The organism is Comamonas sediminis, assembly GCF_041107495.1.
Classification (GTDB): domain Bacteria; phylum Pseudomonadota; class Gammaproteobacteria; order Burkholderiales; family Burkholderiaceae_C; genus Comamonas; species Comamonas sediminis.
Map to the genome: position 1 here is coordinate 457,879 of NZ_JBGBDC010000001.1, position 13,273 is coordinate 471,151.

A 13,273-nucleotide genomic window follows, 5' to 3' on the forward strand; every position below is an offset into this window, starting at 1 on the left:
TCAGGCGCCCCCCTTGCGCTCCCGCTGCTGGGCCAGCTGCTGGTCCAGAATGCCGCCCAGGTGCTGCAGCAGCACGCGGGCCTGCGCCTCGGGACGGCGCTGGCTGACCAGGATCAGCGGCGCCACCAGGCCGGGCGCACCGCTCAGCCGCCGGTAGGCCAGCCCATCGCTGCGCAGGTGCTGCAGGGAGGCTGGCACGATGCTCAGGCCCAGCCCGGCGGCTACCAGGCTCAACGTGGCAGTCAGGCGCGGGGCCTCTTGCACCACCTGCGGATGAAAGCCCGCGCCCACGCAGGCCGCCACAATGCTGTCGTGCAGGCCGGGGCCCGCTGGCCGCCGGTACAGCACCAGCGGCTGGCCCCGCAGCTGCGCCAGCGGCAAGGGGCGGCGCGACTGCATCAGTGCATGGCCCAGCGGCCCGGCCACGACCATCGGCTCGCTCAGCAGATGCCGGCTGCTGAGGCTGGGCTGCGCCTCCCAGGCCGAGCGCACCAGTGCCGCATGCAGGCGTTGCGCCAGCAGGCCGTCCAGCAGCTCGCCCGATCCCGCCTCTTCCAACGTGACCTTCACGCGCGGCCACTGCGCCCTGAAAGCCTGAAGCACCTGTGCCACCAAGGGGTGCAACGCCGCCGAGCTGGTAAAGCCAATGGCCACATGGCCACGCCCGCCCTGGGCGGCATCCTGAACCAGGCCGGCCATGGCCTCCACCCTGGCCAGCACCATGCGCGCCTCCTGCACCAGCGCCAGACCGGCAGCGGTGGGCCGCATGCCTCGGGGCAGCCGCTCCATCAAGGGCGTGCCCATCTCGGCCTCCAGCTGCTGCAACAGGCGCGTCAGCGGTGGCTGCTGCATACCCAGTTGCTGGGCAGCGCGGGTCAGGTTGCCACACTCGGCAATGCAGACCAGGGCCCGCAGCTGTCTCAACTCCATCAAGCAATACCTCAAAAGTATGGTTGTGGTTTTTATAGCGTATTTGTCAGCATGGGTAAAGCGCACTACAGTGCCGGGCAAGACAGAAGGAGAACCTCATGACCTGGTCCGCCCAGCAGTACAGCCAGTTTGAAGCCGAACGCACCCGCCCCGTGCGTGATCTGGTAGCCGCCATTCCGAACACCGAGGTGCAGACTGCCATCGACCTGGGCTGCGGCCCTGGCAACTCCACCGAAGTGCTGCAGGCGCGCTACCCCGATGCGGCAGTGACGGGGCTGGACAATGACGAAGACATGCTGCGCGCTGCACGCGAGCGCCTGCCGCAGACGCCGTTTGCGCTGGCCGATATTGGTAACTGGCAGGCCGCACCAGCCGTGGATGTGATTCTGGCCAATGCCAGCCTGCAGTGGCTGCCCGACCATGACCGCCTCTACCCGCAATTGCTGCAGCAACTGCGCGCTGGCGGCAGCCTGGCGGTGCAGACACCCGACAATCTGCAAGAGCCCGCCCATGTGCTGGCGCGGGAGGTAGCCGCGCAAGGCCCCTGGGCTTCGCGCATCGGCGCGGTGCGTCACCCTGATCGGCATAACCTTGACTGGTACTACGCGCTGCTGCAGCCGCTGTGCAGCCGGGTCGATGCCTGGCGCACCACCTATATGCACCCACTGGCCAACCACGAGGCGGTGGTCGAATGGTTCAAAGGCTCGGCGCTGCGGCCGTTCTTGGCGCAGCTCGATGCACAGGAGAAGACGCAGTACCTGGCCGACTACCTGGCCGCCATCCGCCAGGCCTACCCGGCGCTGCCCAGCGGTACGGTGCTGCTGCCCTTCCCCCGGATCTTTATCGTCGCCACCCGCTAGGGATCCTCTGCACAACTCCCTGCCGTGGTCTGAACGCGGTCTCGGGCGATCCGCTGCGTTGTCTTCCTTGTCAATAGCTACGGCTCGACTGCAAAAGACGCCTTGCGTCTCATCCCGATCCACGTCCATCCCATTGGGCGAGGGTCATGCAGAGGACCCCTGTCCACGTCTTGGCCATCAAGCCTTGGGCAGTTGCGGCGGTGTGACCAGGTCTTCCAGGCTCAGGCCTTTCTCGCGCAGCAGGGCTTCGAGCAGGGGCTTGAGTTGGCCCAGGCTCTCGTCCACTGCCTCGCGCACGGTGTCCACCACCACCTGGGTACTGCGCTCGATCTCGATGTTCAGGCGGTCACCGGCGCGCTTGTCACCAAACACGGTCATGCGCAAGGTCTCGGGGATGAGCCAGACCTCGAACCAGCCTTCCTGGCGGTTGACCTCGGCAACAGTCAGGCTGGCGCCATTGATGGCGATATAGCCCTTGGCGAATACATAGCGGCGAAAGGCCTCGGGCACTGCGACCCGCATCACATGGTTGTTGTCGAACTGGCGCACCTGCATCAAGGTGCCGGTAAAGTCCACATGGCCCGAGAGCGGGTGGCCGCCAATCTCGGCGCCATCCTTGGCCGCGCGCTCCACATTCACTGGTGAGCCCAGCGCCAGCGCACCCAGGGTGGTGATGTTCAGGCTCTGCTGCATCACATCAAAGCGCGCGTGCGTGGGGTCCAGCAGCTCGGTCACCGTCAGGCATACGCCGTCGTGCGACACACTGGCCCCTATCGCCAGGTCATCGCAAAAGCCATCGGGAAAGGCCACGGTAAAGCTCCGCAGCCCCGGTTGGTCGTCAATCGCGCTGATGCGCGCCACAGCCTGAATAATGCCGGTAAACACAGCCCACTCCTTACAGCGCCGGCCCGCTTTGGCCGGCTGCCCAGTCAAAAAATAAAACCCGCCCGCCGCCCCTGGATTGGATGGCTCTGAGCGGGCTGGATGCCATTGAGCGGCGAGGGATCAGGACCCTGCCACCTTCATGCGGTTGATCAGGATACTGCCCAAGGTCTTGGAGCCGGCGTTGTAGGCATCGGCGCCCACGGCCTCGATGCCCTTGAACATGTCCTTGAGGTTGCCGGCGATCGTGATCTCTTCGACCGGAAAGGCGATCTGGCCGTTTTCCACCCAGAAACCACTGGCGCCGCGTGAATAATCGCCGGTGACCGGGTTCACGCCCTGGCCCATCAGCTCGATGACGAACAGACCCGTGCCCAGCTTTTGCAGCATGGCGTTGAGGTCGTCCGATGGGCGGGTCTTGGTCGAGTAGAAATGCAGGTTGTGGGCGCCGCCGGCATTGCCGGTGGTGCGCATACTCAGCTTGCGGGCCGAATAGGTGGACAGGAAATAGCCGGCCACCTTGCCGTCTTCGATCACCGAACGCCTGGACACGCGCACGCCTTCGTCGTCATAAGGCGCACTGCCCTTGCCGCCGATGATGAAGGGGTCTTCGACCAGCTGGATGTGCTTGGGGAACACCTTCTTGCCCAGCGAATGCAGCAAAAAGGAGCTTCGGCGGTAGAGCGCGCCGCCGCTGATGGCCTGCACCAGCGAGCCCACCAGGCCGGCGGCCAGCGGGGCATCGAACAGCACCGGGCATTCGGTCGTGGCAATCTTGCGGGCGCCCAGGCGCGATAGTGCGCGCTCGGCAGCATACCGGCCTACCACGGCAGGATCGGCCAAGTCGCTGGCGCGGCGCATGCTGCTGTACCAGGCATCGCGCTGCATGTCGGCGCCTTTGCCGGCAATCGGCGCCACCGACAGGCTGTGGCGCGAGCTGGCATAACCGCCGGCGAAACCGTTGGTGTGGGCGCTGTAGAAATGGCTTTGCTGGGCCGACACACCGGCGCCTTCGCTGTTGGTGATGCGCTTGTCGGTGGCAAAGGCCGCCGCCTCGCACTGCAGGGCCAATTGGGCCGCCGCTCCGCTGTCAATGGCCCAAGGATGGAATAGCTCCAGTTCGCGGTGCTCGGCTGCTGGCACAATATCGGCTGCGTCGGGCAGACCTGCGATAGGGTCCTCGGCGGTGAAGCGTGCAATGTCATAGGCCGCCTGCACGGTGCGCTGCACTGCTTCGGCAGAGAAGTCGGACGTGCTGGCATTGCCACGGCGCTTGCCCAGATACACCGTCACTCCCAGTGATTTGTCCCGGTTGCGCTCCACCGTCTCCAGCTCGCCCTTGCGCACACTCACCGACAGACCGGAGCCTTCGGAGGCATCGGCCCCGGCATCGGTCGCACCGAGTTTTTTGGCATGCGAGAGCGCCTGCTCGACGAGATCTTTGAAAAATGCGCGGCTGTAACTGAAGCCGGACTCAGCCTTGGCATCGCCTTGGCTGTTGGAGCTGGATACGGATTTATTCATACTGCCCGCTATGATACTGATAACCGCCATCGCCCAGGCACTGCGCCGGGCGATGGCCTTTTGAACAAAAGCATTTAACCATGTCACGCAAACCCAAAAAAGGCTATTTCGTTCGCGGCAAGTTCGTGGCCGAAGGCAGCGAGCTCGATATCGAACTCAAGGCCGAGCTCAAAGGCACCACCGAGTCGAGCAAGTCCGACCTGAAAAAGGAAATGGATGACCTGCAAGACCTGGGCAAGGAACTGCTGACCCTGCGCAGCGACCTCTTCAAGCGCCTGGAATTGCCTGAAATCCTGAGCAATGCGCTGGCCGAGGCCAAGCGCATCACCAATTTCGAAGGCAAGCGCCGCCAGATGCAGTACATCGGCAAGCTGATGCGCAAGCTCGAAGACAGCGAAATCGCCGCGGTCAAGGCAGCCCTGTCCGAGCAAAAGGAAGGCTCCAGCCTGGAAAAGGCCCTGCTGCATGCCGCCGAGCAGTGGCGCGACCGCATGATCGTCAGCGACGATGCGGTGGCCCAGTGGATCAACGAAGCCCCCGATACCGACATCCAGCAACTGCGCTCCCTGGTGCGCCAGGCCCGCAAGGACATGCCAGGCGCCCACGAAGCCCACGTGCAGGAATCCACCGGCCAGGCGCCCCGCAAGGGCCGTGCCTACCGCGAGCTGTTCCAGCTGGTGCGTGACCATGTGATGGCCGCCCACAGCGCCAGCCGCAGCAGCAGCGATACGGCTGCAGACGGCGAAGACGACGATGACCAGGCCTGATGGCAGCGCAACAGGGCAAGCGATGAGCAGCACGTACGACACCGTCAAGATAGGCCTCGTTTCGATCAGCGACCGCGCCAGCACCGGCGTCTATGAAGACAAGGGCCTGCCTGCCTTGCAGGACTGGCTGGGCCGCGCGCTGCGCAACCCGCTGCAGTACGAGACCCGGCTGATTGCCGACGACGAGGCACTGATCAGCCAGACCCTCATCGAGCTGGTGGACCTTGGCTGCGCGCTGGTGCTGACCACCGGCGGCACCGGCCCTGCACCGCGCGATGTGACGCCCGAAGCAACTCTGGCCATCGCAGATAAGGTAATGCCCGGCTTTGGCGAACAGATGCGCCAGATCAGCCTGCAGTTTGTACCGACCGCGATTCTGTCGCGCCAGGTGGCCGTCATCCGGGGCCGCAGCCTGGTCATCAACCTGCCCGGCCAGCCCAAGGCGATTGCCCAGACCCTGGAAGGCCTGAAGGACGCCGAAGGCCAGCAGCAGGTGCCGGGCATCTTTGCCGCGGTACCCTACTGCGTGGACCTGATCGGCGGCCCCTATCTGCAAACCGACGAAGCCGTTTGCAAGGCATTTCGCCCCAAGGGCGCCGAGCGGCCCAGCGCGGGCTAGGCGTTCCACACCGCTGATAACCGCCCAGAGCGCGAAATGTGTACACAGTTTCGCGCTCTTTGCATTGCGGGCAGCCAATGTCCCAGCGCGTTTTGGCGGCGCGGGCCGTTGGCACAGGCAGCGGCAATTTTTGGTTAAATGCCTGCTTGCCGCCTAGCCTCAGCCATCTTCAGAGGGGCGGTGGTTCTTCATTTCGGCGCCCTCGCCCCCACCCGCTTCTTCCTCCATCCAAGCCATGGGCCCGCAGGGCCTAGCAGCGCTTGGTGATCGCGGCCCGGGCAGCGCGCCCAGCGTCCCATGCAAAAGTCACCCGTTACGCTCACCCTGCTGTTTGCCCTGTGCACCATGATTGGTCCGCTGGGCATCGATACCTACCTGCCTTCATTCCATGCCATCGGGCAGGAGTTTGGCGCCTCACCCATTGCAGTTCAGCAAACCCTGAGCGTCTACGTGTTTGCGATGGCCAGCACCATGCTGTTCTACGGCACGCTCAGCGATACCTTCGGCCGCCGCCGCGTGTTGATGGTCTCGGCCATCGGCTACGGCATCACCTCGCTGGCAGCGGCCTTTGCCGGCTCGATTGAATCGCTGGTGCTGATGCGCCTGGTGCAGGGCCTGTGCGCCGGCTCGGGCATGGTCATCGTGCGCGCGATGGTGCAAGACCAGCACCAGGGTGCCGAGGCGCAGCGCATGATGGCGCTGGTGATGATGGTGTTTGGCCTGGCCCCTGCGCTGGCGCCCGTGCTGGGCGGCTGGCTGCAAAGCCATGGCGGCTGGCGCTACAGCTTCTATTTCCTGTCGGGCTTTGGCGTCTTGCTGGCGCTGCTGATCTGGCGCCAGTTGCCCGAAACCCTGCCGCCCGAGCGCCGCACGCCGCTGAAGCTGCGCATCATTGCCGGCAACTACCTGCAGGCACTGCGCAACCGCAAGTTCCGCACCATGCTGATCGGCCTGGCGCTGATGGCCGGTGCCAACTCGATCTACATCAGCTCAGCCGCCGAGTTTGTGATGACCATCCTCGGCATGGACGAAACCGCGCTGGGCTGGCTGTTCATCCCGCTGATCGCCGGCACCATGCTGGGCTCAGCCATCTCCAGCGTGTTTGCCCGCCGCATTCCGTCCGCCGTGCAAAAACGCATCGGCTACGCCTGCCTGCTGGTCGCCTGCGCCTGCAACCTGCTCTACAACAGCCTGACCCAGCAACCCACCGTCCCCTGGGCCGTCCTGCCGATCACGCTCTACACCTTTGGCATCTCGCAGCTGATGCCCATCCTGACGCTGGAAGCCATGGGCCAGTTCCCCCAGATGCGCGGCCTGGCTTCTTCGTTGCAGGGCTTTAGCCAGATGATGGTCTTCACCATCATCTCCGGCCTCGTGGCGCCGCAGCTCTTCCACAGTGGCCTGCTGCTGGCGCTGGGCCTGGCGGTGACGGTGCTGCTGGGGATGGCGGTGTTCGCCTGGGCATCGCGCATGCCGGATGCACGGGGGGTGGGGCAGGTGGCTTGAGGGGTGGAGTCGGAACCCCATTCCTGCTGAAGTAGCTTCAGCTGCTTCAACTTATGGGATTCACATGAAGATCTACAACTTGCACCACTTCCAGGCTTCCCACCTTCCGTCCGCCCTCCATAAAATAGCCACGCGTACCGATCTTGATGCGTCCTTGATGGACCGATGCTCTCATCTCTGGAGACAAAATAAACATCGATGCCCTTCCGTCTAAACAGACAGGGATTCCTTCTTTGATCGGTTGGCCATCCTTTCCGAGAAATTCGGGATAGATCATGAAAATGCCATCAGTAGCGATGTCATATCCGTCGTAGCTGAAGTCGCAGCGAAGGTGCTGAAAAGTGACCTTTCTGCCGCCCTCAGAAGGTGCGTAGAGGTGATAGCTAACGATGAAGTCTGCTGGGTGCCCCTTGAGTTCCTCGTAAGTACGCATAGGATTAAAACGTTTCCCAAAAAATTAAGCCGCCCAACAAGGCGCCATGCGGCGCCTGGCTTTCACCAGCCTGTCGAATGAAATGGGAGCGAGACGCTTCTCACCATACAAGCAAACCGCTTTGTAATCAAAAAAACCGCCAGGGCACCCCAAGGCACCACTGGCGGTCAACTACCTATCCAAGACTACAGCACTAGATCAAACCTGCCCCTCGCGCTTGCGGCGCCAGGCCAGCAGGCCCATGCCGCCCGACAGCAGCGCGAGTGCTGCATGGCCCAAGGTAGGCACGGGGGTGGCGGTAGCGCCAGGGGTGCCAGGTGTGCCTGGGTCATCGGCCAGCACGGCCACACCGCCCGGATCGCGGATGACGCCGTTGGCCTGCAGGTCGTCATCGCCGGTCTGGCCGTCGGTCAGGGTCAGGACCACCTTGTTGCCGCTGATGCTGGCATTCGGGTAGACATACCAGTGGGGCTGGTTGTTGTCGGCGGTCTTGCCGTACTTGTAGTACTTGGCGTTGGCGGGCAAGGCTTGCGGGTAGGTCATCTCCACCGTGGCGCTCTGCCCTGCCTGGCCGCCGGTCAGCTGCAGGCTGACGACGCCAAACGGAAAGCTCACGCCGCTGGGCGCCGCTGCTGCAGGGCTCACGGCCACCGCTTGCGCGGCATCGAAAGCCCAGAGACCGGTGCCGCCGCCGCGCACGGTGGCTTGCATCTCGCCTTGCTTGCCGACAGGCGCCAAGGATGCGCTGGCGGGCTTGGCTTCAAAGTCAAAGCGTAGCTGGCATTGCGCGGAGATCGTGCCGGTGGTGTAGGCCGTTTGATCGGCATTCCATTGGCCTGCCGGGCAGCTGCTGTCTGCAGCCAGGCCCACCAGCTGGTAGCCGGGTTGGGGCACGACCGCGCAGGTGCTGGTCTGGCCGGGCACCGCGCTGCTGCAGCTCACCTGGCCGGCTGCCGGTGCATTGGGGGTGCCTACCACGCCGTCGCTGCCATCGCCCACCACCAGGGTCACCGGTTGGCCCATGATCACGTAGCTGTAGGTGGCATCCATCTGGTGGCGGTAGCCGGGCATGACGATGGCGGTGCCGGCACTGCTGAAGCTGAGCGCCCCATTGCTACCGGGTACCGCGGTCGCAGTGCCGCCCAGGTAGACCAGCTCCGTGGCAACGGCATCGCGCTGTGCGCGCAGTTGGGTGGTCAGTGTCACACCCAGGCTCAGTGGCACATTCAAAGCCAGCGCAGCAGTTTGCGGCTTGGCCGCAATCTCTACGGGGAAGTTGCTGGCCAGGTAGGCATCGTTGGTGGTGATGCCATGGGTTCCCCAGCTGTAGTACTTGTAGAAGGTGGCCGGGTCGTTCACCGTCCAGGGCCAGAAGGTCACGCCACGGTGCTTGGCTGCTTCCATCGTGCTTTGGCGAATGGCGCCGTAGCTGGGATTGAAGGTGGAGGAGTTGGCCTGTGTGGCCTCCAGCACATTGCGCACGCTGGCGGGCACATCGGCGCTGTCGGCGATGCTGTTGAGGAAGCCCCCTGTCAGCTCGGGCATCTGCTCGCCGCTGCGCTTGAGCTGGTCGGCAATGAAGGAGATGGCCACAGACTGGTCCGCCACGCCCTCTTCGGCCATTTCCTTCTTGAGCTGGGCAATGATGCGCGGGTTGCTGCTCTTGAGCTCGATCACATGGGTGATGGGATCGTTCTTGAACGCCTGGAAGTACTCACGCATCGTGGGCACCTTGTAGCCCTTGGTCTTGCTGGCGAGGGCCTTGACCTGTGCCAGGGTCATGCTCTCGATGGTGCCGGTGCCATTGGTGGTGCGGTCCACGGTGTCGTCATGCATGATGACCAGATGGTCGTCTGTGGTGATGTAGATGTCGTTCTCCACGGCATCGGCTCCCACCGCCACCGCCGCCTTGGCGCTCTCCAGCGTGTTCTCGTCCTCGCGGCTGGGCATGCCCCGGTGGCCGATCACCAGCGGCTTGCGCAGCAAGGTGTTGGCAGGCAGCTTGCGCAGCAACTCGGCATAGGCCGCGCTGTTGGCAGAGACGACGCCGTTGACACCGCTGACCAGCACCTTCGCCGCTTGCTCAGGCGTTGCAGCCTCGGCATTGGTCCACACCGTGATCAGCAGGCGCTGCAGATGGGCCACAAACGCGCGGTCGGTCAGGCGCTCGGGCAGGATGGCGATCTTGGCGCCTGCCCGGTTGGTATCGCCCACAATGGTCAGCAGATCGGCCTTGGACGTGGTCAGATTGCGCTCGCTGAAATCCACCGCAGTGCGCAGCTTGGGCAACGCGGCACGGGCTTGCTTGAGCAGCGCCACATCGCTGGACAACAAGGTCAGGTCGGCCAGATTGTGCACCTGGTCGGAGAAGGTCACCAACGCGTTCAAGGTGGCCTCGTCCTGGATGCGCAGCAGCGGAATGGTATTGCGCTTGGGCTGGGCAAAGTAGGCGGCGAGCGTGCCCACGTCGGCCCCGCTGGCATCGCGCAGATGCAGGCTGCTATCCAGCGTCCACAGTGCATTGCTGGCGCCGCTGCCGTCCAGCGATTGCAGGCCTTCTGCGGCCTGCACCAGTGTAGGTGCCATTGCAGCAGGGCTGCCAGCGTCCTGCACCACCACGGGCATGTCCAACTCGGGCAGCGGCGTGATCTGCTCGGTCACCTTGATGCTTTTGACGCGCATGATCAGGCCTGCGGTCTGCATGCCGATCCCGCCCTTGGCCAGGTCTGCGCTCAGCAGGGCATCGTGCAACAGCACGCCATCGAGGTATTGGCGCACACGGTTGCCATGCACCACCACGCTGGCGACGTAGGTCTTGGTGGCACTGATGGCCTCGGTATAGGGCTTGGTGCCCTGCACCGACCAGCCACCGCCACTGCGGTACGCAAACTCCGTGCCGTTGTTGGCAGTGGCGGTCTGGCGGATCGCGAACTGGTAGTAGGGCTCATGCGCCGGCGTGGCGCTGGACGGCGACGTGCGGTACATCACGCTGCCCCAACGGGCCGAGTTGTTCGGCTGCTCGAAGCTGAACGCCATGTCCACACGGTAGTTGGAGAGGTTCTCGAACTCCGCAGGCAGAAGCACGGCAGTCATCGCAGTGCTGTCCGCCTTGCCATTGATCAGCAGATTGCCGGTGCTGGCCTCGATGGAGGCCGTGCCCTTGTTCCATGCAGCGGTGCGCCAGCCCGCAGGCAGGGTGGTCGCAGCCGTGTCGTTGAAGACATGCTCGACGTAGACCTGGCCCTGGGGATCGGCAGCAGCCAGCTTGGCTTCCAGCGCCTGGCGTGCGGGGGTATGGGTGGCCTGGTCGGCCGCCAAGGTGGTGTGTGTCGTGAGGATCAGCAAAGAGGCCATGGCGGCCACAAGGGGTAAGCGTCGCATAGGGTTCCCAAAAGAAAGGCGGAAGTGTTGCAACTGCAGGTGACAGCCTGATGAAAAAACGTGACTTCCCCTCTGCATCTGAGCGTGTCTCCTGGGCCGAAATCTCTGTTTGTTATTTGAAATTTGTTTTTATTTATCTATTTATTAAATGCGCTTCGGCGCCACGGGCTCGGTAACGTGGGTGACAGACGCCGTGTGCTTGGGCGGTTTGCCCGCTGTCGCCCGGCAGCATCTGCTCTTAGCATGGGCTTTGCTGAACTCAGGCAAGCCACATAACAAAGGAGTCAACATGCCCCAGCCCTTTTCCCAGCGCCGCCGCGTACATGCTCTCAGCGCCTGCGCGCTGGCTTGCAGCGCCATTGCCGGCGTTGCCCATGCACAGGCACCCGCCCCCGTGCGCCTGGGTTTTCTGACCGATATGTCCAGCCAGTATTCGGACGGCGATGGCAAGGGCGGTGTGACCGCCATCCAGATGGCCATCGAGGACTTTGGCGGCAAACTGCTGGGCCGGCCGATCGAGCTGCTGTCAGCCGACCACCAGAACAAGGCCGATATCGCCTCGACCAAGTCGCGCGAATGGGTCGACACCCAGGATGTGCAGCTGCTGATTGCCGGCACCAACACCGCGACAGCGCTGGCCATGGGCCAGGTGGCCAATGAGAAAAAACGCGTGCTGCTGATCAACGGCGCCTACTCCTCGAACCTGACGGGCAGCCAGTGCTCGCCGTACTGGGTGCACTACAACAGCGACACCACGGCGATTGCGCGCGGCACGGGCCGGGCGGTGTCCGAGCAAGGCGCCAAGACCTGGGCGCTGCTGGTGGCCGATTACACCTTTGGCCACACCTTGGAGGCCGATGTGACCCAGGTGGTGCAGGCCCAGGGCGGCCAGATCGTCAAATCGGTGCGTGCGCCTTTCCATGCGAATGATTTTTCGTCCTACCTCGTGCAGGTGCAGGCCAGCAAGGCCGAGATCCTGGGCCTGGCCAATGCGGGTGGCGACTTCATGAACTCGCTCAAGGCCGCGCGGGAGTTTGGCGTCACGCCCAAGATGAAGCCGGTGGCGCTGATGGTGTTCGCCAACGAGGTCGAGAGCCTGGGCCTCAAGCTCGCCGGTGGCCTGATGTTCACCGACAGCTGGTACTGGGACCGCTCGCCCGAAGCCCGTGCCTGGACCGACCGCTACTACGCCCGCACCAAGAAGATGCCCACCTCGCTGCAGGCCTCCGACTACTCCTCGGCGATGAGCTACTTCAAGGCCGTGGAAAAGGCGCAGAGCCTGGATGCCGACAAGGTGATGCAGACCCTCAAATCGATGCCGCTGAACGACATGTTCGGCAAGGGCAAGATCGAGCCCAACGGCCGCTATGTGCACGACATGTACCTGCTGCAGGTCAAGACGCCCGAAGAGTCCAAGGGCAAGCATGACGCGTTCAAGCTGATCAAGGCACTGCCGGGCGAGACGCTGTTTGCCAGCAAGCAAGAGGCCCAGTGCCCAATCTGGAAGTGAGCCTCTGAACCGGGGAGGCAGCCCGCAGCCGGGCTGCGCCAATCCTTGGCAAGGTCTGAGGAATAAGGGTTAGCCCTATATTGCAGGGCTATCTCGCCTTTGCCAGGGCCTGGGGCGCATGCACGGCGCCCAAGCTGGCAGGACTCTTGCTTGCCCTTTCCCCATGACCCGATACCGCCTCTCCGCCAGCGCAGGCTTTGCGCGCGTGACCCAACTGACCTCCGGCAAATTCCGCTGGGCACTCAAGACCGGCTCCTCCGGCCATTCCTGGCTGGAGGATGGCATCGCGATGGCGGTCGGCATCTTGCTGATCTCCACCGCCTTGGTGCTGTACAAAAGCGCGGGGCTGCTGACGGGGGGCATTGCCGGTATTGCGCTGCTGGGGCACTACGCCACCGGCACGGATCTGGGCCTGCTGTTCTTCTGCCTGAACCTGCCCTTCTACTGGCTGGCGGCCAAGCGCATGGGCACCGCCTTCGTGGTCAAGACCTTTATCGCGGTGGTGGCCACGTCCTGGCTCACCGGGCTGCTGCCGGCGCTGCTGTCCATCGCTTATGTGTCCCAGCCACTGGCGGCCATTCTCGGCGGTGTGCTGTTGGGCACGGGCTTTTTGATTCTGTTCCGCCACCGGGTCAGCCTGGGCGGCTTCGGTATTCTGGCGCTCTACCTGCAGGAGCGCCGAGGCTGGTCGGCTGGTAAGGTGCAGATGGGGCTGGACTGCACCATTGTGGCCTTTGCGCTGTGGCTGGTGCCGGCCGTGTCGGTCGCCTGGTCGATTGCCGGGGCGGTGATCCTGAACCTGATTGTGGCGATGAACCACCGCAAGGACCGCTATATCGCGGTCTGACCCCGTGGTTGAAA

11 protein-coding genes are annotated in these 13,273 nt (G+C 63.9%); 6 read left to right on the plus strand and 5 right to left on the minus strand.

Annotated features, from left to right (window positions below):
• The gene (locus tag AB7A72_RS01950; RefSeq protein WP_369458862.1) at positions 1-930 is read right to left on the minus strand and encodes a LysR family transcriptional regulator; all 930 of its coding nucleotides are present in this window, start codon (positions 928-930) and stop codon (positions 1-3) included.
• A gap of 98 nt (positions 931-1,028) precedes the next feature.
• Between AB7A72_RS01950 and tam the strand changes: the two genes are divergently transcribed.
• Positions 1,029-1,790 (plus strand): trans-aconitate 2-methyltransferase, encoded by a 762-nt coding sequence (gene tam, locus AB7A72_RS01955; RefSeq protein WP_369458863.1) that lies wholly within the window; start codon positions 1,029-1,031, stop codon positions 1,788-1,790.
• Positions 1,791-1,967: 177 nt separating this feature from the next.
• On the opposite strand, the gene AB7A72_RS01960 is transcribed toward tam, so the two are convergent.
• Both AB7A72_RS01960 and pmbA read right to left on the minus strand, forming a co-directional pair.
• Positions 1,968-2,675: a riboflavin synthase subunit alpha gene (locus AB7A72_RS01960; RefSeq protein ID WP_369458864.1), complete on the minus strand. Its 708-nt coding sequence runs from the start codon at positions 2,673-2,675 to the stop codon at positions 1,968-1,970.
• A gap of 120 nt (positions 2,676-2,795) precedes the next feature.
• Positions 2,796-4,196 (minus strand): metalloprotease PmbA, encoded by a 1,401-nt coding sequence (pmbA, locus tag AB7A72_RS01965; RefSeq protein WP_369458865.1) that lies wholly within the window; start codon positions 4,194-4,196, stop codon positions 2,796-2,798.
• An 80-nt stretch (positions 4,197-4,276) separates the two neighbouring features.
• Here pmbA and yjgA point away from each other — a divergent pair, with 80 nt between their 5' ends.
• The 3 genes from yjgA (at position 4,277) to AB7A72_RS01980 (ending at position 7,088) form a co-directional block, all read left to right on the plus strand.
• Positions 4,277-4,963, plus strand: coding sequence for a ribosome biogenesis factor YjgA (gene yjgA / locus AB7A72_RS01970; RefSeq protein WP_369458866.1), 687 nt, complete (start codon positions 4,277-4,279; stop codon positions 4,961-4,963).
• A 22-nt stretch (positions 4,964-4,985) separates the two neighbouring features.
• Entirely contained in the window at positions 4,986-5,582 is a 597-nt protein-coding gene (mog, locus tag AB7A72_RS01975; RefSeq protein ID WP_312458796.1) for a molybdopterin adenylyltransferase, read from the plus strand.
• 297 nt (positions 5,583-5,879) lie between these two features.
• The gene (locus tag AB7A72_RS01980) at positions 5,880-7,088 is read left to right on the plus strand and encodes a multidrug effflux MFS transporter (protein ID WP_369458867.1); all 1,209 of its coding nucleotides are present in this window, start codon (positions 5,880-5,882) and stop codon (positions 7,086-7,088) included.
• A gap of 46 nt (positions 7,089-7,134) precedes the next feature.
• Here the strand turns inward: AB7A72_RS01980 and AB7A72_RS01985 are convergent, their stop codons facing one another.
• Together AB7A72_RS01985 and AB7A72_RS01990 are read right to left on the minus strand one after the other, a co-directional pair.
• Complete coding sequence (locus AB7A72_RS01985; RefSeq protein ID WP_369458868.1) at positions 7,135-7,521, minus strand: hypothetical protein; 387 nt, start codon at positions 7,519-7,521, stop codon at positions 7,135-7,137.
• Between the two features lie 198 nt (positions 7,522-7,719).
• Positions 7,720-10,902: an IPTL-CTERM sorting domain-containing protein gene (locus AB7A72_RS01990; protein WP_369458869.1), complete on the minus strand. Its 3,183-nt coding sequence runs from the start codon at positions 10,900-10,902 to the stop codon at positions 7,720-7,722.
• Positions 10,903-11,191: 289 nt separating this feature from the next.
• On the opposite strand from AB7A72_RS01990, the gene AB7A72_RS01995 reads away from it, so the two are divergent.
• On the plus strand, positions 11,192-12,412 hold the full coding sequence (locus AB7A72_RS01995) for an ABC transporter substrate-binding protein (RefSeq protein ID WP_312458821.1): 1,221 nt from the start codon (positions 11,192-11,194) through the stop codon (positions 12,410-12,412).
• 163 nt (positions 12,413-12,575) lie between these two features.
• Complete coding sequence (locus tag AB7A72_RS02000) at positions 12,576-13,259, plus strand: YitT family protein (protein WP_312409836.1); 684 nt, start codon at positions 12,576-12,578, stop codon at positions 13,257-13,259.
• Positions 13,260-13,273 lie beyond the last annotated feature (14 nt).